The organism is Bradyrhizobium sp. SRL28 (genome assembly GCF_018596315.1).
In the GTDB taxonomy this organism is placed as follows: domain Bacteria; phylum Pseudomonadota; class Alphaproteobacteria; order Rhizobiales; family Xanthobacteraceae; genus Bradyrhizobium.
On record NZ_JAHEAG010000020.1, the window covers coordinates 89,751 to 108,901 of the forward strand.

Here is a 19,151-nt window from a genome sequence, read left to right on the forward strand (position 1 = left end):
GATGACTTTCTCGCTCGGTCCCAAGGCCATATCGGCGGGCTACGGTCTCGCCGCCTTCGACCAGATCGGTTCGACCAACGCCGAAGCCATGTCCCGCGCCCGCGATGGCGAGCGCGGCCCGATGTGGTTCGTGACAACGGAACAGACGGCCGGCCGCGGCCGCCGGCAACGCGCCTGGATCGCGCCGCGCGGCAACCTCGCCAGCAGCGTGCTCGAGGTCATGGATGTTTCTCCCGCCGTTGCGGCGACCATGGGCTTCGCCTTTGGTTTGGCACACGAAACAGCGCTGCAGCGTGTCAGCGTAGAGGCCAATCTGCGACTGGCCGGATCGGATCAATTGAAATATCTCCTGAAATGGCCAAACGACATTCTGGTCCGCGGGCAGAAGCTTTGCGGTTTGCTGGTGGAGGCTGAGGCCATGACAGACGGTGGTCTCGCCGTCGTGGCGGGGATCGGCACCAACATCATCGCCGCGCCAGAGGGGACGCCGACGCCGGCCACTTCGCTGGCCGCGCTCGGCGTCCATGTCGGCGCCGAGGAGCTATTCGCCGCGCTGTCGGATGCCTGGGTCGAGTTCCGCGGCATCTGGGACAATGGCCGCGGGTTTGGCGACATCCGAACGCTGTGGCTGGAGCGCGCCTTTGGCGTCGGCGAGCCGGTCGCGATCCAGACCGGAACCGCGAAGGTGGAAGGCACGTTCGATACGATCGATGATACCGGCTGCCTGATCGTCCGCACCGCGGATGGCAGGCGCATGCCGATCACGGCCGGCGAGGTCTATTTCGGCGCTGCGGCGTCAGTGGGAGCGGCCTGATGGCGCGGCCGGATGAATTGACCTTTGCGCCGCTCGGCGGCGTCGGCGAGATCGGCATGAACCTGTCGATCTACGGGCTCGGCAACCGCAACCAGCGGTCCTGGCTCGCGGTCGATCTCGGCGTTTCCTTCGGCGACGAGGAGCATTTGCCGGGGATCGACCTGATCATGCCCGACATCCGCTTCCTGGAGAAAGAGCGCAAGAACCTGATGGGCCTGGTGCTGACGCATGCCCATGAGGATCATTTCGGCGCCATCATAGATCTCTGGCCGAAACTGCAATGCCCCATCTATGCCACCAAGTTCAGCGCCGCTTTGTTCGAGGCCAAATGCGCCTCCGAGCGCAATCCGCCGAAGATCCCCGTGACCGTGGTGCCGTCGGGCGGCCGGATCAATCTCGGGCCGTTCACCGTCGAGTTCATCCCGGTCGCGCACTCGATTCCGGAATCGCATGCGCTGGCGATCCACACCTCGGCCGGCACCGTGCTCCACACCGGCGACTGGAAGATCGATCCGACGCCGATCATCGGTCTTCCCACGGACGAGCGGCGCCTGCGCGAACTCGGCGATGCCGGCGTGCTGGCTCTGGTCGGCGATTCCACCAACGCGGTGCGGGACGGACGCTCGCCCTCGGAAACCGAGGTCGCCGCCACCATCGCCAAGCTGGTGAAGGCGGCCAAGGGCCGGGTTGCCGTCACGACCTTTGCCTCCAACGTCGCGCGCGTGAAAGCGGTGGCGGATGCCGCCAAAGCCGCCGATCGCGAGGTGGTGGTGGTCGGCCGCGCCATGGAGCGCGTGGTGCAGGTCGCCCGCGAGACTGGCTATCTCGACGGCGTGCAGAATTTCCGTGGCGCCGATTATTATGGGCATTTCCCGCCGGACAAGGTGCTGGCGCTGTGCACCGGCAGCCAGGGCGAGCCGCGGGCGGCGCTCGCCAGGATCGCCAATAACGACCATCCGCAGGTGACGCTGAACAAGGGCGACAGCGTGATCTTTTCCTCGCGCACCATCCCCGGCAACGAGAAGGCGGTCGGCGGCATCATCAATGGCCTGGTCAGCCAGGGCATCGAGGTCATCACCGACCGCACCGATCTCGTCCACGTCTCCGGCCATCCGCGCCGCGACGAGCTGCGCGACATGATCTCATGGGTGCGCCCGCAGATCCTGATCCCCGTCCATGGCGAGGCGCTGCATCTGGCCGAGCACGCCAAGCTGGCGCGCACCGCCGGCGTGCCGAAGGTGCTGATCTGCCGTAATGGCGATCTGGTCAAGCTCGGACCGGGCGACCCCGCCATTATCGACGAATTGCCGTCGGGGCGGCTCTACAAGGACGGCAATATTCTCGAGGATTCCAAGTCCCGCGCCGTGGTCGAGCGGCGCCGGATGGGGTTTGCCGGCTGCGCCTTCGTGGCGATCGCCATGACCGACAAGGGCGAGCTGGCCGATGATCCCGAGGTTGATCTCGTCGGCATCCCCGAGAAGAATGCGGCCGGCGAGGTCATCGACGAAATCGTGTTCGATACAGTGGTTTCGACGGTGGAAAACCTGCCGCGGGCGCGGCGGCGCGATGCGGACGCGACCGCGGAATCGGTGCGCCGCGCGGTGCGGGCCGTCATCAACGAGCAGTGGGGCAAGAAGCCGATTTGCCTCGTTCATGTTCTGACGGTTTGAGGTAAAAGACGTTTCTCGGGCGGGCACTGGTTCTTGCCGGGAAAGCGCACCGAAACAGGGAGTGGAGTAGTCATGCTGGGCCGGCTCAATCATGTCGCGATCGCGGTCAAGGATGCGGAAAAGGCCGCCAAGATCTACGGTGGCGCGTTCGGCGCGGAAATTTCCGGGGCGGTGCCGCTGCCGGAGCATGGCGTCATCACCGTGTTCGTGACGCTGCCCAACACCAAGATCGAGTTCATCCAGCCGCTCGGCGAGGCCTCGCCGATTGCTAAATTCGTCGAGCGCAACGCTGACGGTGGCATCCATCACATCTGCTACGACGTGCCCGACATCATCGCCGCGCGCGACAAGCTGATCAGCGAGGGCGCGCGCGTGCTTGGTGACGGCGTGCCGAAGATCGGCGCCCACGGCAAGCCGGTGCTGTTTTTCCACCCGAAGGATTTCTCCGGCGCGCTCGTCGAAATCGAACAGGCCTGAGCCCGGATGGCCTATAGTATCTCAACCGCGCTTGCGATCTACTTCGTGCTCTGGTGGGTCGTGCTGTTCGTGACGCTGCCGTTCGGCGTCCGCAGCCAGCACGAGGACGGCGAGGGGGCGCCCGGCACCGATCCCGGCGCGCCGGTCATGGCGCGGATGGGCTACAAGCTGCTCTGGACCACGCTGATCTCGGCCGTGGTCTTCGGCATCGGAATGTGGGCGTATCACCAAGGCTATCTGAACATCGAGCGGCTGTCGAAACTGATGGGGCTGCCGTTCTAGGGAATTGAGCACAATGCTGCGCAGCGCAATTTCGATAATTTTGCTGCTTGCATCGATCGGCGGCCCGGCTGCCGCGATGGATCAATCCGCCATCGAGGAAACCAACTGCCTGATGGCCTGCGATGCCAACCAGGAAAATTGCGGGGCGGGGCAGGCTCCGTTCAGGACCAATCGTTCAGTTGCCGCTCATCTTTCGCACCGGGAAATGAAGGCGTCTCCGGTCCCCGGTCTTCGCCGGGCAACCGGGCTTTCAACGACTTATGAAGCAACACCGTCTCGTTCAAACGAGGGCAAGCGTTAGTTTGCCGGGGGAACAGGAATGAATATTCAAAGAATTTTGCTGGTGCTCGTGGTCCTGCTCGCCGCAGGTCTCGCAGGGTCGTTCTATATGAACTGGAAGACGCTGGGGCAGCTTCGAACGGTGAAAGCTTTTGTTGAGAGCTCGGTCTTCGCCGATGCGGTGGCGGCCTGCGAAAAGGCGCCGAGCACGACCCCGTTCAAATGGACTGATGGCAAGCAGACCGCCGTCATCGGCCTGACTTCCGTCAAGCTGAACAAGGACACGATCTTCCCGAGCTACACGCTGGTCGCCGATAGCGTCTTTTGCGACTATGATCCCGTGAAGAAAAAGGCCGATATCGGATCGAACTTCCTGGAACGGGAAACATTTTAGGCTCGGTCGTTACGCGGGTCGCGAGTTCGCAAATGGCGTCGGAAGAAGCCGCAGGGATCATCGATCTGTATCAGCGCAAGGCGCTGGACTGGATCGAGAGTCGCGCACGCGCCAGCCTGTTTGAAAAACCCTGGCTCGACCGATTCCGGGCGCTGCTGCCGCCTGCTGGTCCGATCCTGGATATCGGGTGCGGATCGGCAGCGCCCATGGCTGGGTATCTGATCGAGCTTGGTCATCCCGTCGTTGGCGTGGATTCATCTCCGGCCATGATCGACGTCTGCCGAAGGCATTTTCCGAAGCAGGAATGGATCGTCGCCGATATGCGCAAGCTTGCCTTGCGGCGGCAGTTTTCCGGCATCCTTGCGTGGGACAGTTTCTTTCATCTCTGCCACGACGACCAGCGCCGGATGTTTCCGGTGTTTCGGGAGCACGCGGCGCCGGAGGCGGCGCTGATGTTCACAAGCGGCCCAGGGCACGGGGAGGCGATCGGGAGTTTTGGAGGCGAGCCGCTGTATCATGCGAGCCTCGACCCCGCCGAATATCGTTCATTGCTCGATCAGAACGGGTTTCATGTGGTGGCGCATGTCGTTGAGGACCCCGGCTGCGGCGGCCACACCATCTGGCTGGCGCAGCTCATTTAGCGCTCGCTTCGCGTCCGGCTGTTTCCCGACTATGATCCGGTCAAGAAAAAGGCCGATATCGGATCGAATTTTCCTGGAACGGGAGCGAGTGACGCCTCCCGCACCGGCATGGGGGGCAGATCGCGATGAGCTCACAGGATCGACCACCGGCTAGTTCCCGGCAGGACGAATATCGAATTCTGCCGGAAGGCGATCTGCGGGAGTACCTTGCCCGGCTTCCCGCCATCGCCGAGCACCTCGGGGGAGCGCCGGAGGTCTGGTCGATCAGCGAGGTCGGCGACGGCAACCTCAACCTCGTGTTCATCGTCAAGGGGGCTGAGGGCGGCGTCGCCGTCAAGCAGGCGCTGCCTTATGTGCGGCTCGTCGGCGAGAGCTGGCCGCTGCCGCTGTCGCGCTCGCATTATGAATATCTGGCGCTCACGCATCAGGCGCGGCTTGCGCCCGGTCTGGTGCCGTCGGTGCTTCACCACAACGAGGCCCTTGCGCTCGTCGTCATGGAGTTGATCGAGCCTCATATCATCATGCGCAAGGGGCTGATTGCTGGCGCGCTCTATCCCAGCTTTGTCGGGGACATCGCGACCTTTCTGGCGCGCACGCTGTTTTTCTCTTCCGACCTCGCGATTCCCGCTGCCCAGAAGAAGGAGGGGATTGCGGCGTTCGCGGGTAACCATGCGCTCTGCAAGATTACCGAAGACCTGGTCTTCACCGACCCTTACCGCGTGGCCGAGCAAAACCGCTGGACGCAGCCCTGGCTCGATGCGACAGCGGCCGCCTTCCGCGAGGACCTCGATCTCCACGCCGCGATCTCGCGGCTGAAACTGAAATTCCTGAACGCGCCGGAAGCCCTGATCCATGGCGACCTCCACACCGGCTCGATCATGGTGACGGAAGGCTCGACTGTCGTGATCGATCCCGAGTTCGCGTTCTACGGACCGATGGGGTTCGATCTCGGCGCGGTCATCGGCAATCTCCTGATGAGCTATCTGGCCTCCGCCGGTCATGAGGGTTCGCCGGGCGAACGGCGGCTGTTCGAGGTCTGGGTACTGGAAACGATCGAAAACGTCTGGACCGAGTTCGCCCACGAGTTCCTCGAGCTCTGGCGCACGGAAGCTCACGGCGACGCCTATCCGCCGACGCTGTTTCCCGGCGAGGCCGGCGTGAAGCGCCTGGAGGCCGAGCGGCGGGCCTATATGGCACGGCTGTTCCAGGACACCGTGGGGTTCTCAGCCGCAAAAATCATTCGCCGCATTCTCGGGCTGGCCCACAACATCGATTTCGAATTGATCGAGGACCCGAAGCGACGGGCGATCAGCGAGGCGCGGAGCCTGCGGCTCGCGCGTGCGATGATGGTCGACGCTGCCTCGTTCCGCGGCATCGGCGCGGTGACGAAAGCGGCGCAGGAGGTCCGCGACTGGCAGCCCGATTTCGGTTGATGACACCCGGCGAGGATGGCTGCTATTTCATTAGCCGCAGCAGGGACCGCCCGGCGGAGGATCTCAATTCCTTGGCGTCCAATGTCCCATCCTTGTCCGGATTGGCTGCGTTGAAGCGCTGCTCGACGACAGCAAGATATTCGTCCAGCGTCAGCGTGCCATCGCGGTCGGGATCGGCTGCAGCCAGTTCCTTGGCACTCAACCTGCCGCGCAACTCACGCGCATCGAGCGTGCCGTCCCGATCCGGGTCCAGTTTGGTAAACATTGCGGACGCAGCCTTCTTCACCTCGGCCAGATCGAGGGTGCCGTCATTGTCGGAGTCGAACATCTTGACCGGATCGACGCGCTTCGGTGCCGCCAGGGCGGTGCCGGAAAATGCAACAGCAGTGGCCAGTACTAGACCGATGAATAGGCGTGAAATCATCCTGTGATCTCCTGAGCGAAGCGATCTTGTAGATAAAGGCTTCAACGCGGTAATCGGTTCCAGCCGCCGGGCGCCGATGGTTCCCGAATTAACCGCCAGCGCGGACATAAAGGTTAACCAGCAAGCTTACCCGAGGGATTTGGTTTGCTCGCTGCCACAAGCAAGCTAACCGTCGAAGCTGCATTTTTCGACAGAGTTTGGTCTCTGTTCACGTTTTTCATTCAGGGAGCATTCCCATGGTTCGTACAGTAAAGCCTATCTTAGATGCGCTCGATCTTGAGCGCGAGATTGAAAAGGAGTTTCGCAAGGTGCCGCATCACGAATCTCTGCCTACCGATTTCGCGCCGCTTTCCGTACGCGCTCCGGATCTGGGGATGCCAGACTATGTAGAGCACAACGACGGCGCAACGGAGATCGGCAGGTTGTCGGCGGAAGCTGTTGTCCGCGAATATGAAGCCGCGGCGAAAGACATCGAGGCCCTGGGCGTTGAGCTCATGGAACAGGCCAGGCAATGCGAGGCCATGACTCGCGAGGCCCTCACAGTGACCGAAGAATTGAAGGAAACCGCAGCGCGATACCGCGCGGAGGCCAAACGCGTCTTCGTTCAAATTGAGAGCTGTTCGTTGTTGACGGCGGAAGTCCGCAAGATCTGCGAGGAAATGAAGGACAAGATCGCAACTCCGGCCAAGGTCGAAGCCAAAGCCGAGTAAAGCCCGAGCCACCCGGGTATCACCGCGTCGGGGACGCGGATGGTGCGGTGCTACTCAGCCGCCCGCTCTCGCAGTCGCTGGGCATAGACGTTGATGATCAGCGCCGCCAGCAGGATCAGGCCGCGGATCAATATCTTCAAAAAACTGTCGATGTTGACGTGATCGAGTCCGTTGTTGAGGACGCCGAGCACGAACAGGCCGACGATGGTATTGCCGATGCCGCCGCGGCCGCCAAAGAGACTGGTGCCGCCGACCACGACGGCGGCGATGGAATCCAGCAGATACGTGTCGAACTCGTTCTGCTGCGCGCTGCCGAAATGCGCGACGCCCAGCATGCCGCCGATGCCGGCGCACACGGCCGAAATCACCATGACGCTGCCGAGGATCAGCTTGACGTTGAGGCCGGAATATTCAGCCGCTTCGCGGTTTCCGCCGACCATGTAGACGTAGCGGCCGAAGCGGGTGTAGGTCAGCACCAGATGGCCGCCGAGCAGCATCAGGGCGGCCACGATCACGATCCAGGGGATGCCGCCGATCGATGTCGATCCCAGGGTCGTCACCAGCGGCGGTACCTTGTAGGCGATCTGCCCGCGCACCAATAGCGCCGAGACGCCGGCCGCGATCTGCATCATCGCCAGCGTCATGATGAAGGAGGGGATGCCGATGACAGTCAGCCCGAACGCGTTGACGAGGCCGAGCAGGGCGCACAGCGCCAGCGCCAGCAGGATCGCGGCCCATCCAGGCATCGGGACGTTGGCGATGTTGACGTAGGATTCCTGCAGCGTGAAATAGGCGACCGCAATGCCGGTGACGTTGGCGATGGCGGCGACCGACAGATCGATTTCGGCGCACAGGATCACGAAGGTGAGGCCGACGGCGATGATGCCGGTGACTGAAATCTGGGTCAGGATGTTGCCGAAATTGTCGAGCGTCGCAAAGGACGGGCTCGCGACCGCAAAGAAGCTGAACAGGCAGATCAGCGTCAGGAACGGCGCGATGTTGCGCATCTGGGAGCGCAGCATCGCGGCGAGCCCGCGAGGCCGTTTCCGATCCGCAGCGACTGTCACGCTTTCACCTGAAGTCATGCCGGTCTCCTCACGCCGCTTCCAAGAGGCGGTCCTTGCTGATCTGTTCGTTGGCAAACTCGCGCACGACAGCGCCGCGCTTGAGCACGATGACGCGGTCGGCGAGCGACAGTACCGTCTCGGGCTCGGTGGAGAGCACGATGATGGCGAGCCCCTTGGCGCGCAGATCCCTGACGATGTGGATGACGTCGTTCTTGGCGCCGACATCCATGCCGCGGGTCGGCTCGCACAGCACCAATAGCCGCGGCGGATAGCTCAGCCATTTCGCCAGCGCCACCTTCTGCTGATTGCCGCCCGACAGCATGCCGAGGTCGAGATCGACGGCCGCGGGCCGGATCCGCAGCTGCTCGACCTGCCGATTGGCAATCGCTCGCTCGCGCGACGGCTTGAGCAGCAATGACGAGATGCGATCGAGGATGCTGATCGAGACGTTCTTGTAGACCGGCTCCTGCAGGAACAGCATGTCGCGCCGGCTCTCGGGGACGAAGGCGATGCCGGAACGCCTGGCGTCCGCCGTGCTGCGGAAGGCCTTCTGGTTGCCTGCGACCGCGAGCGTGCCGAGGTCGGGCTTTATCTTGCCGAACAGGATCCGCGCCAGCTCGAGCTGCCCGCATCCCATGAAGCCGTAGATGCCGAGCACCTCGCCGGCGCGGGCCTCGAACGAAACCTCGCGCAGGCGGCCCGCCAGCGTCAGCCCGTTTGCGTTCAGCACCACCGGCTGATCGGTCGGTGGCGGCAGCATGATGTCGTGGGTGTAGGTCTCCTCCAGGGCCTCGCGGCCCTTGCCGATCATCGCCTCGATCAGGGCCGGCTTGCTCGTCTCCGAAGCGGCGGTCTCCGCGACCTTCCTGCCGTTGCGGAACACCGTCACGGTGTCGGAGACACGCAGGATGTCCTCGATGAAATGCGAGATGAAGACGATGCTGGTGCCTTCGTCCCGCAGCCGTTTCAGCGTCGTGAACAGGCGCTCCACTTCCGGCGGCGACAGCGCCGAGGTCGGCTCGTCGAGAATGATGATGCGGGCGCCCGAGGACAGCACGCGGGCGATCTCGATCAGTTGCTGCAGCCCGATCGGGAGGTCACCGAGCCGCGACATCGGATCGACGTCGATGCCGAACCGCTTGAGCTGCTCGCCGGCCTCGCGGGCCATGCGCCGCCATTGCACCAGCCCTAAGCGGTTGGTCGGCTGATTGCCGAGAAACACGTTCTCGGCCACCGTCAGGTCAGGCGCCACGCTGAGTTCCTGATGAACCATCGCGATGCCGGCCGCATGCGCGTCGCGCACCGATCGAAAGCGGGTTTCCTTCCCATCCAGCACGAACCGGCCGGAAAAATCCGCATGCACGCCGGCGATGATCTTCATCAGCGTGCTTTTCCCCGCGCCGTTCTCGCCGACGAGACCGTGGATCTCGCCGGCGGTGAGCGCGAAGTCGACTCCACGAAGGGCCTCGACGCCGCCGAAGGCCTTCGTGATGTCGTGCAGTTCGAGAATGGGCTGATGTCCCCTGGACATGCTGGCTCAGATCAGGAAGTGATCCTCCATCCATTGCATGCCGGCGGCGTTAGCCTTCGTCACCACGGGGCCGTCCGTGATCACATGCTTCGGGATGCCCTGTCCGCTCTTCTCGCCCGCGGTCACCGCGGCGACGCCGGCAACGATGGCGCCGCCATGGATGCGGCAGGAGGGGTTGCGGACGGTCGCGAACATGCGGCCTTCGCTCACCGCCTGGATCGCCGGCGGCATGGCGTCGACGCCGCCGATCAGGATATTGGTGCGGTTGCGTGCCTTCATGATGTTGTAGGCGGCCAGCGCCATGTCGTCATTGTGGAAGAACGCCGCATCGATCTGCGGATGCTTCGTCAGATAGGTCTCCCATAGCCGGGCTGTCTTCGAGACGTCCCAATCGGCCGGTTGGGTGTCGAGCACCTCGATGTTCGGGAATTGCTTGATGACGGACTCAAAGCCCTTGGCGCGGCCCTGTGCGCCGGTATGGCCGAGTGCGCCTTGCGTCATGATGATCTTGCCCTTGCCGCCCATGGCGTTGCAGAGCGCCTGCGTCACCGAAGCGCCCATGAACTCGTTATCGGGCGCCAGGAACGAGTGAACCTTGATCTGGTCGAGCGGGGCGATCAGGGTATCCATGTCGATGACGGGCGTGCCGGCATCGATCATCTTCTGCACGGGCTGGACCAGCGTGCCGATGCCGAACGCCTGGATGGCGACGAAGTCCCATTTCTGCGAGGCCATGTTGTCGATCGCCGCGCGCTGCTTGACCGCGTCGAGCTGGCCGTCGAACCAGGTGACCTCGACGTTGAACAGCTTGCCCCACCATTCCGCCGCCTGCTTGCCCTGGGCGCACCACGTGGCCTGCAGGCCGGCATTGGAGAACGCCGCCTTCAGCGGTTTCTCCGAACGTGCGGCTGCCGCCAGCGCCGGGTTGATGCCCAACCCGCCGAGCAGGGCGGTTGCCGCACCGGCAGCCGCCCCTGTTTGAAGAAGATTACGCCTTGTCGTAGAGGATTTCTCAGTCCCTGACATCGCTCGCTCCCTCGTTTGTCGTTTTTTACCGACGGCGTCGATTGCACGCACCGCGGATCGAGGCAGTCAATCACAACAGGCGCGCTCGCGCCAACCCTGCAACATCCCGTCTAGAAAATCTTTGTGACCTGGAATCCGCGATAAGGCAGATCCTGTTAGTCTTGCGCTGCAGCGAGGACGTCGATTTCGCCGAGCAAGCTTCGCCAAGCCGCATCGATCTCGTCCGACCAATCGCTGCCCAAAACCTCGCGCAGCGTCTGGGCAATGATGCCGAAGAACGCGACGAACAGTTCGCGCGGCGTGCCGTAGGCGTCGTGCGAGGAAACCTCTGAGATGATCAGGCGGAAATGGCCGGTGCGCTCTCCGGCGAAATCCAGGATGGCGTCGATCGTCAAAGCCAGCATCGAACCCTTGACGAGTTCGCTGCCCTCGGTCCGGAACATCGTCCGCGCTTCGGGATGCGCGTCGAACAGGCGGCGATAGACCAGCGGCGTCAGATCCTCGCAGCGCTCGGCAGCCAGTTCAAAACTTCGCTCGATCGGATTTGACGATGCCATCATTGCCGTTTGCGATCGTCGTGAAAAAAAACGTCTCGCAAAAAAAAGAGCAGGGCGCCAAGCCCTGCTCAAAAATTGTGTCGACCCTTAATTTCCTCGAAAATTTAGATTTGCTCTTGATTGTCGAGGCGACGCTGCTTGTGCGCGTCAGGGCTCCTCCCGAGACTTGGACCACCAAGCTAAACCTCTCGGCCAGCCTGAGCCTGAATTGGTAGACCATCTTTTTCGACTTGTCACCATTTTCGGCAACGTTTGTTCAAAATTCCAGCAATCTGCGAAATGATTGGGAAGTTACTACTTATGCTTGTGGATTTAGCCGCAATACCCCCGAGGCTTGGTATTAGGGTAGGGCGCCCTTCAAAAGCTGCAAAACGCATCGTTTTTTGCCAGCTTCTCTCCTTGGAACGGCAACATACTTCCGGGAACCTGATCTCGACTTCGGACTCTCATGGTGATTAAGGTCTGAAGCGGATGGGTTTGCGATGCGCCGGCGGCTGAAGAATTTTCTGCCAATTGTCCTGATTGCCCTGGTGGTGCAGGTTTTTGCACCGATCGGCGCATGCTGGGCGGCGAGCATCGCGGCCTCTGATCCGCTCGCCGGCGCCGTCATCTGCCACGGCAATGGTGCGCCCGGTGCAGGGCAGACCGATCAGGCCGGCCACCGCGCCCATGACGGATGCTGCTCGGTTTGCAGCGTGCTGCAGACCGGTGCGCCAGTCGATGTGCCGGATAGTGCGGCGATCGACGTCGATCGGGTTGCCGAGCGGGTGGCCTGGTTCGATTTTGCCTTCCGGCTGACGAATGCTCGCGCAGGCAGCCACGCGCAGGCGCGTGCGCCACCCTCGATTTCCTGACGACCTGGAACACCCAATGATCGGTGCGGCGACAGCCGTGCCGGTTGGTGCAGTCATTCGAGCCGGCCGAAGAGCCGGCGTCAGGAATATCTTATGTATCGTTATCATGCCTTGGGTGGCGCGAGCCTGCTTGTGCTCGGCAGCGCGCTCGCCCTTGTGCCGTCGGCCGCAGAGGCCCAGACGGCGCTGCCGGCGGTGACCGTCGAGGCGCCGCGCGCCACGGCCGCGAGACCTGCGGCCCGAAAGCCGGCCGTTCGCTCGTCCGCCCGGACGCAGGCGCGGCCGCCTTCGGCCAACCCCGCGCCTGCCGCGTCGCTGACCGCGGGCATTACCCCGAGCGTGGCGCGCGCGCTGCTTTACCAGGCGCCCACTGGCCAAACCGAGACAACCATCGACCGCAGCCAGTTCGAGAACCGGCCGGCGTTCTCCGTGGCCGACGTGCTGCGCGAGAGCCCCGGTATCTCGGTGAAGCAGGGCAACGGTCCGCGCGATATCGGCATCTCGATTCGCGGCTCCAACGCCCGCAACGGTTTCGGCATCCGCAACCTCGTGATCTTCGACGATGGTTTTCCGGTCACGCAGCCGGACGGGCTTTCCCGCAGCGACCTGATCGACCCCAAGGCCTATGCCGCAATCGATGTCATCCGGGGGCCGTCGTCGGCGCTCTATGGCAATTACGCGACCGGCGGCGCGCTCAATTTCCGTACCCGTCCGGGCCGAACCATCGACGGGGTCGAATATGGCGTCGAGGGCGGCAGCTTCGGCTATCTCAACAACTATCTCGCCGCAGGCAAGAAGGTCGGCAATTTCGAGTACTCGTTGTTTGCCAGTGACGCGCGCGGCGATGGTTTTATCGGCAATAGCTGGTTCAACACCCAGACGGTGAATTTTCTCGGCACGTTGCACGCCACGCCCGACGATCGCTTCACGGTCAAATTCATCAACAACAATCTCGACACAAGGCTGCCGCTCCGGTACACGCTCGACCAGTTCTACCAAAATCCGTTCCAGCAAGGCTGCACGACGGGCGGAGCCGCCGCAACCGCACGTGGATGTGCAACGGTGCCATTGTTCAACAATGGCTTTAACGGCCTAACAACACCTCAGACCGCCACTCAGGCGGGCCTCGGCCGCGACGACAGGCGAACGATCGTCGGCGGGCGATGGGAGCACGATTTCGACAACACGACGACGTGGCGCAACCAGTTCGTGTTCGACGACCGCAACATCAATCAGCCGACCGGAGGCACCAGCACGATCGGCGATTTTCCGTCGTACAACTACATGAGCGACGTCACCAAGCGCGGTGAAATTTTCGGTTTGGAGTCCACCACCTATTTCGGGGCCTTCTACAATACGCTCACCGCTTCGAGCGACTCGAGATTCGTGATGCCGGGCGGCAACGCTACCCTTGGCAGGCTGCAGAGCAATTCCTGGAGCAACACCACCAACTACGGCGTTCGCGCGCGCGAGGAACTTAAGCTGACGTCCTCATTGACCGCCGTGGCGGGCATCGGGTGGGAGACCACCAATTTGAATGGACTGAATACGATTTACAAAAATCAGAGAACCGGTGCCGCAAACGTTCCCCCGGTGATGATCGACGCGGACAAACAGTTCCAGAACCTAGCTCCTGAGTTGGCACTGCTCTACCGGCTCAATAGCGAATGGCAATTCCGTGCCCGAGCCGCAACCGGTTACGGAACGCCGCAGGTCGGCAACCTATTTGTCATCGCCAGCGGCGAGAATGGCAACAATACGCAGCTAAGGACGCAGAAGAACATCGGCTATGACGTCGGGTTCGACTGGACGCCGAACAACACGCTCAAATTCAGCGCGACCGGCTTCTACGAGTTCTTCAAAGACGAACTGGTGACCCAGGCGACTCCGGCCGGAGCACCCAATACGAGCTACACCTTCAATGCGCCGCGATCCGAACATCGCGGGGTCGAACTCGCCGCCGACTGGAAATTCTATCCCGGCTGGCGATTCACCGCGGCCTATACCTATCTCGATCAGTACTACACCGAATATGTCGAGCAGATCACCAACGCGACCAGTGGGACGACGTTCAGCTTCAACCGCGCCGGCAACAAGATTCCCGGCATCTCGCCGCACGAACTGACGGCGCGGCTCGGCTATGAACAGATGTGGGGGCCGCTTGCCGGCCTCGGAGCGTTCGTCGAGGTTCAGTGGAAGGATTCGTTCTACATGGACAACGCCAATTTGCGGAAGGCGCCCGGTTACGAGCTGGTCAATCTCAACGTCCACTACAAGACGGACCTCCAATCCGATTACTTCAAGTCGTTGAGCATGTACGTCGAAGTCAGGAACGTGTTCGACCGGACATATGTGGCTTCCGCGAACAATATCGGAAACTCGGTCACGGCCGGCGGCCTTCAAGGTCTCAGCTCGACCGGCTCGATCTACGCCGGCTCGCCGCGCGCATTCATGGCCGGAATGAAGTTGGCGTTCAAATGACCGGACAACAACGCAGGAGGAGTAAAGCCATGCTGCGAATGAGCCTGCTCGCGACGCTCGCCTTCTCGCTTTGCCAAACCATGGCGAATGCGCAAATGAGCCATCACCAGCACGCCTCGGAAGCGGCGTGTGAGGAGGTCGACTTGCGTTGCGCGTCGAAGGTGACGCCGGCCTTCGCGTCAGACGGAACGCTGTGGCTCGCCTGGATGGCGGGAGGCCGGATATCGGTGGCGAGTTCGAAGGATCAGGGGCGCAGCTTTTCGACGCCGGTTCAGGCGAGCAAGGAGAAGCTCAACCTCGATTGGGGCCCGGATGCGCGTCCCCAGATCGTCATCGAGAAAAACGGCGGCATCGCATTGGCGTTTTCGATCTTCAGGGACAAGGCGTTCAACGGCCAGGTGCTTACCACCCGGTCGAGCGATGGCGGTCAAAGCTTTGCCGAGTTGCGGCCGATCACAGCGAGTAACGACAGTCAGCGCTTTGCGACACTCGGCCTCGATGCGGACGGTTCGGCGTTTGCCGCCTGGATCGACAAGCGCAACCGGGTACCTGCGCAGCAGGAGGGCAGGAAATACGAAGGGGCAGGGTTGTTCTTCGCGTCGTCGAAGGACGGCGGCACGACCTATGCCGAGGCGCGGCTGGCGAGCGACAACACCTGCGAGTGCTGCCGGCTTGGCTTCGCGTTCGCAGGCCCCGGCCGTCCCGTGGTGGTGTTCAGGAACATCTTCGAAGGCGGCGTGCGGGATCACGCGGTCATGACGTTCGCCGATCCGGCGACACCCGGCGAGGTTCGCCGCGTCAGCAACGACGAGTGGCAGATTTCTGCGTGCCCGCATCATGGTCCCAGTCTTTCGATCTCGGCCGCAAGCACCTATCACGTGACCTGGTACACCAACGGCAAGGCCCGCAAGGGACTGTTCTATGCCCGCTCGGACGACCAGGGCCGTACGTTCTCCGACCCGCTTCCGCTCGGCCGCGCCGACCGCAACCCCACGCGGCCGTACGTTCTCTCCGGCCCGCACGGCGCCACCATGGTCTGGAAGGAATTCGACGGCGAGAGGACCTCGGTCAACGCGATGACTTCTCATGATGAGGGCAAAAGCTGGTCAAAGCCCGTCGCGATCGCCACGACGACGGATACGTCCGACCACCCGCTGCTGGTCAGCGACGGGCAGAAGATTTACCTTTCCTGGATGACCAAGGCCGACGGATATCGCCTTCTGCCGATCGGAGACGGTTCATGAAACGCTGCCTGCTGGCTGTAATATTCCTTCTTGTCTCTCTGGCCGCCGCGCCGGCAGCCGAGACGCCGTCCGAGCTCAAACCGTTCGTGCGGGGAAGCTGGCAGGAGGTGCTGCGTTCGCACGCTGGCCGGCCGACGCTGGTGCATTTCTGGGGCGTCACCTGCGGTCCCTGCAAGGTCGAATTGCCGCTGCTCGGGCAATTCATGAAGGACCATTCCGAGGTCGATGTCGTGATGATCAGCGCCGACCTCGTTCCGAATCTGCCGGGTGCTGCGCGCGCGATGCTGGAGAAGGCCGGGCTGGGATCGGCGGAGAACTGGCTTTTCAGCGACGGTTTTGTCGAACGCCTCCGGTTCGAGATCGACCCTGCCTGGCAGGGCGAGATTCCGCGGACGCTGCTGATCGCGCGGGACGGAGCCGTCACCACCATCGAGGGTTCGGCCGAAATACCGGACCTCGAGAAGTGGCTAGCTCAACAAAAAGCTGTAATGAGATGAGAAACGAGCATATTGGGTATTGCGGCGACTCGGGCGCTTTGGGGTGAACATGCGACGGCGACTGGAAGTCTTCATTCCAATCGTATTGCTCTCGATCATGGTGCAATTGCTGGCGCCGATCGGGGCATTTCGCGCGGTCGCACATGCGGTCTCCGATCCGCTCTATATGGCGACGATCTGTTCCGGCATGGCGTCCTCGCAGGACGCCTCGCAGACGACGCCCGCCAAGGCGCAGCATAGCGCCAATTGCTGCGGGTTCTGCAGCGTCGGCCACGGCGGCGCCGTTGCGGTCGATCCGCCGCCATTGATCTTTGTCGTCCTGCAGCGCCAATACCAGCTCATCACGTGGCTGGAAGCTCCGGATCATATGCCGTCGGTGCGCGCCCATTCGCACGCACAGGCGCGAGCGCCACCTTCCATTTCCTGACCTCACTTGACCTCCGTCAAATGGTGCGGCCCGCGGCCGCGCCTGTTCGTTCAGTTGAGCAAAGCCGGCCCGAGAGCTGGCGTCAGGATTATCCATGTTTCGCCTTGCATCACCCGTCGGGCTCGTGCGCAGCTCGCTGCTGGCATCGGCCGCCATGTTCGTATCGCCGTTTGACGCCGAAGCGCAGACCCGCCCATCAAGCCTTCCGCCGGTAACCGTCACCGCGCCGGAACCACAACGCGCCACCAGCGCCCGTCCGCCCCGCAGCGCAGCGCGGTCCGCCCGCACCGTTCGGCAGACGCGCGCTCCAGCGCCGCAGACCGCTGGCGATCAGGGGCAGGGCGGTCGCGGCGCGCTGGCGGTGCTCAGCGCGCAGCAGGCGCTGACCGAGATCAACAACACCCCGGGCGGCGTCGCGATCGTGCCGGCCGCGGCCTACAGGAATTCGACGGTCTCCAATACCATCAAGGACATCCTGGATTACGTGCCGGGCGTCTTTGCGCAGCCGAAATGGGGCGACGACACAAGGCTTTCGATCCGCGGCTCGGGCCTGTCGCGCAATTTCCACCTGCGCGGCGTGCAGCTCTACATGGACGGCATTCCGATCAACACCGCTGACGGTTACGGCGACTTCCAGCAGATCGACCCGACCGCCTACAAATATGTCGAGGTCTGGAAGGGCGCCAATGCGCTGCAGTTCGGCGCGAACTCGCTCGGCGGCGCTATCAATTTTGTGATTCCAACCGGCCGCGATCCGTGGCCGAACGGCGTGTCGGCCGATATGGGCGCATTCGGATTCAAGCGGCTGCAGGCGAACGCCGGCGGCGCGAACGGACCATGGGACGGTTTCGTCACCGCGTCGACCCAGGCCTCGGATGGCTTCAGGAACCACAGTTCCGGCAGCAGCACCCGCGTCAGCGGCAATGTCGGCTATCAATTCTCACCGGATGCCGAAACGCGGTTCTATTTCAACGCCAATGAGATCCGCCAGCGCATCCCCGGCACCGTCACCAAGCAATCGGCCTTGACCGATCCCCAAGCCGCCGCGCCGGCAAACGTCGCACTGGACCAGCAGCGCAACCTCAATACCGTCATGCTCGCCAACAAGACCACGATCCGGCTGGACGACACCAAGATCGAGTTCGGCATGTTTGGCGTCGATCGCCATTTGATGCACCCGATCTTCCAGTGGCTCGACTACCGCTACCGGGACTATGGTGCCTTCGCCAAGGTCACCGACGACCGCTTCATCGGCGGCTACCGCAACCGACTTGTCGCCGGCGTCAACATCCTGAACGGCAGCATCGACAACCAGCAATTCGCCAATCTCGGCGGCCAGAAGGGCCCGTTGCTGTCCTCGTCGATCGACAGCTCGAAGAACACCTCCTTCTATATCGAAGACAGCTTCTACTTCCTGCCCAACGTTGCCGCGATTGCCGGCACGCAATTCCTCTACGCCACCCGGAACCGGCTGGATCGTTTTCTCGACAATGTTGATACTTCGGGGGCGACCGAGTTCAAGATTTGGTCGCCGAAGACTGGTCTGCTCTGGAATATCGATCCGACCTGGCAGGCCTACGCCAACATCTCGCGAAGCGCCGAGGTGCCGAGTTTCGGCGAAAGCTCGTCCGGGGCGGGCGGCACGCCGGTCTTCCGGTTCACCAGCATACGTCCGCAGATCGCAACCACTTATGAAATCGGAACGCGCATGAAGCGACCCGATTACGCCTGGGAGATCACGGGCTATCGGGCCAACATTCGCGACGAGTTGCAATGTCTCTTCGGCACCGCCACCGCCGGAACTTGCAACGTCGCCAACGCCGATCGCACCATTCACCAAGGCATCGAAGCAGGTGCGGGCGCCGCAATTTTCCACGGCATCTTCAACAATGGCCCGGCGCCCGACAAGCTCTGGCTGAACCTGGCCTACACGTTCAACGATTTCCGTTTCGACAACGACCCGAACTTCCGCAACAACCTGCTGCCCGGAGCTCCGCGCCACTATCTTCGTGCCGAGTTGCTGTACAAGAATCCAACGGGGTTCTATTTCGGGCCCAATGTCGAATGGGTGCCGCAGTCCTATTTTGTCGACAACGCCAACACGCTAAGGACCTCAGCCTATGCGCTGCTCGGGCTGAAGGCAGGCTTCGACAATGGCGGGCCGATTTCGGCCTATATCGAGGGGCGCAATCTCCTGAATAAGGCCTACATTTCGAGCGCCAGCATCATCAATCAGGCGACTGCAACGTCACCCCTGTTCGAACCGGGTAACGGACGGGCAGTTTATGCCGGCATCAGGTACCGATGGTGAGGAGAAACGCTATGTATCATCGATATCTCTTC

At 62.5% G+C, this 19,151-nt stretch carries 21 protein-coding genes; 16 read left to right on the top strand and 5 right to left on the bottom strand.

Going from position 1 to position 19,151, the window contains the following annotated elements:
• Window position 1 precedes the first annotated feature (1 nt).
• From KIP88_RS29700 to mtnK, 8 genes are all read left to right on the top strand, one after another.
• Window positions 2–814 carry a biotin--[acetyl-CoA-carboxylase] ligase gene (locus KIP88_RS29700; RefSeq protein WP_214491670.1) on the top strand — a complete coding sequence of 271 codons (813 nt, stop codon included), beginning with the start codon at window positions 2–4 and terminating at the stop codon, window positions 812–814.
• Window positions 814–2,484, top strand: a complete 1,671-nt coding sequence (locus tag KIP88_RS29705; RefSeq protein WP_214491672.1) for a ribonuclease J — start codon at window positions 814–816, stop codon at window positions 2,482–2,484. Before KIP88_RS29700 ends, KIP88_RS29705 begins: the two co-directional genes overlap by 1 nt.
• 72 nt (window positions 2,485–2,556) lie before the next feature.
• On the top strand, window positions 2,557–2,961 hold the full coding sequence (mce, locus tag KIP88_RS29710) for a methylmalonyl-CoA epimerase (RefSeq protein WP_057849481.1): 405 nt from the start codon (window positions 2,557–2,559) through the stop codon (window positions 2,959–2,961).
• Between the two features lie 6 nt (window positions 2,962–2,967).
• A complete protein-coding gene (locus KIP88_RS29715) occupies window positions 2,968–3,243 on the top strand; it encodes a DUF1467 family protein (protein WP_214491674.1) in 276 nt (91 codons plus the stop codon).
• 13 nt (window positions 3,244–3,256) lie between these two features.
• Window positions 3,257–3,544 (top strand): hypothetical protein, encoded by a 288-nt coding sequence (locus KIP88_RS29720; RefSeq protein WP_214491676.1) that lies wholly within the window; start codon window positions 3,257–3,259, stop codon window positions 3,542–3,544.
• Between the two features lie 18 nt (window positions 3,545–3,562).
• Entirely contained in the window at window positions 3,563–3,916 is a 354-nt protein-coding gene (locus KIP88_RS29725) for a hypothetical protein (RefSeq protein ID WP_214491679.1), read from the top strand.
• A gap of 32 nt (window positions 3,917–3,948) precedes the next feature.
• A complete protein-coding gene (locus KIP88_RS29730) occupies window positions 3,949–4,557 on the top strand; it encodes a trans-aconitate 2-methyltransferase (RefSeq protein ID WP_214491681.1) in 609 nt (202 codons plus the stop codon).
• A gap of 125 nt (window positions 4,558–4,682) precedes the next feature.
• The gene (gene mtnK / locus KIP88_RS29735; RefSeq protein ID WP_214491683.1) at window positions 4,683–5,990 is read left to right on the top strand and encodes an S-methyl-5-thioribose kinase; all 1,308 of its coding nucleotides are present in this window, start codon (window positions 4,683–4,685) and stop codon (window positions 5,988–5,990) included.
• A gap of 22 nt (window positions 5,991–6,012) precedes the next feature.
• Here mtnK and KIP88_RS29740 read toward each other — a convergent pair whose 3' ends face one another.
• Window positions 6,013–6,414 carry an EF-hand domain-containing protein gene (locus KIP88_RS29740; protein ID WP_214491735.1) on the bottom strand — a complete coding sequence of 134 codons (402 nt, stop codon included), beginning with the start codon at window positions 6,412–6,414 and terminating at the stop codon, window positions 6,013–6,015.
• Between the two features lie 236 nt (window positions 6,415–6,650).
• On the opposite strand from KIP88_RS29740, the gene KIP88_RS29745 reads away from it, so the two are divergent.
• Window positions 6,651–7,124, top strand: coding sequence for a hypothetical protein (locus tag KIP88_RS29745; RefSeq protein WP_214491685.1), 474 nt, complete (start codon window positions 6,651–6,653; stop codon window positions 7,122–7,124).
• Between the two features lie 50 nt (window positions 7,125–7,174).
• On the opposite strand, the gene KIP88_RS29750 is transcribed toward KIP88_RS29745, so the two are convergent.
• The 4 genes from KIP88_RS29750 to KIP88_RS29765 all read right to left on the bottom strand — a co-directional run bounded on the left by KIP88_RS29750 (window position 7,175) and on the right by KIP88_RS29765 (window position 11,308).
• Window positions 7,175–8,209 carry an ABC transporter permease gene (locus KIP88_RS29750; RefSeq protein ID WP_214491687.1) on the bottom strand — a complete coding sequence of 345 codons (1,035 nt, stop codon included), beginning with the start codon at window positions 8,207–8,209 and terminating at the stop codon, window positions 7,175–7,177.
• Window positions 8,210–8,219: 10 nt separating this feature from the next.
• Window positions 8,220–9,722 carry a sugar ABC transporter ATP-binding protein gene (locus KIP88_RS29755; RefSeq protein ID WP_214491688.1) on the bottom strand — a complete coding sequence of 501 codons (1,503 nt, stop codon included), beginning with the start codon at window positions 9,720–9,722 and terminating at the stop codon, window positions 8,220–8,222.
• Between the two features lie 6 nt (window positions 9,723–9,728).
• Window positions 9,729–10,748: a sugar ABC transporter substrate-binding protein gene (locus tag KIP88_RS29760; RefSeq protein WP_214491689.1), complete on the bottom strand. Its 1,020-nt coding sequence runs from the start codon at window positions 10,746–10,748 to the stop codon at window positions 9,729–9,731.
• Between the two features lie 155 nt (window positions 10,749–10,903).
• Complete coding sequence (locus KIP88_RS29765; RefSeq protein WP_214491690.1) at window positions 10,904–11,308, bottom strand: globin; 405 nt, start codon at window positions 11,306–11,308, stop codon at window positions 10,904–10,906.
• Here KIP88_RS29765 and KIP88_RS29770 point away from each other — a divergent pair.
• From KIP88_RS29770 to KIP88_RS29800, 7 genes are all read left to right on the top strand, one after another.
• Window positions 11,299–11,520 (top strand): hypothetical protein, encoded by a 222-nt coding sequence (locus tag KIP88_RS29770; RefSeq protein WP_214491691.1) that lies wholly within the window; start codon window positions 11,299–11,301, stop codon window positions 11,518–11,520. The two genes, KIP88_RS29765 and KIP88_RS29770, sit on opposite strands and share 10 nt — an antisense overlap.
• Before the next feature lie 267 nt (window positions 11,521–11,787).
• On the top strand, window positions 11,788–12,159 hold the full coding sequence (locus tag KIP88_RS29775; protein WP_214491692.1) for a DUF2946 domain-containing protein: 372 nt from the start codon (window positions 11,788–11,790) through the stop codon (window positions 12,157–12,159).
• A gap of 93 nt (window positions 12,160–12,252) precedes the next feature.
• A complete protein-coding gene (locus KIP88_RS29780) occupies window positions 12,253–14,640 on the top strand; it encodes a TonB-dependent receptor (RefSeq protein WP_214491693.1) in 2,388 nt (795 codons plus the stop codon).
• A gap of 29 nt (window positions 14,641–14,669) precedes the next feature.
• On the top strand, window positions 14,670–15,884 hold the full coding sequence (locus tag KIP88_RS29785) for a sialidase family protein (protein WP_214491694.1): 1,215 nt from the start codon (window positions 14,670–14,672) through the stop codon (window positions 15,882–15,884).
• On the top strand, window positions 15,881–16,381 hold the full coding sequence (locus KIP88_RS29790) for a TlpA disulfide reductase family protein (RefSeq protein WP_214491695.1): 501 nt from the start codon (window positions 15,881–15,883) through the stop codon (window positions 16,379–16,381). The genes KIP88_RS29785 and KIP88_RS29790 overlap by 4 nt, the downstream gene beginning before the upstream one ends.
• 49 nt (window positions 16,382–16,430) lie before the next feature.
• The gene (locus KIP88_RS29795) at window positions 16,431–16,808 is read left to right on the top strand and encodes a DUF2946 family protein (RefSeq protein ID WP_214491696.1); all 378 of its coding nucleotides are present in this window, start codon (window positions 16,431–16,433) and stop codon (window positions 16,806–16,808) included.
• Between the two features lie 94 nt (window positions 16,809–16,902).
• Window positions 16,903–19,119 carry a TonB-dependent receptor domain-containing protein gene (locus tag KIP88_RS29800; protein WP_214491697.1) on the top strand — a complete coding sequence of 739 codons (2,217 nt, stop codon included), beginning with the start codon at window positions 16,903–16,905 and terminating at the stop codon, window positions 19,117–19,119.
• Window positions 19,120–19,151: the final 32 nt, after the last annotated feature.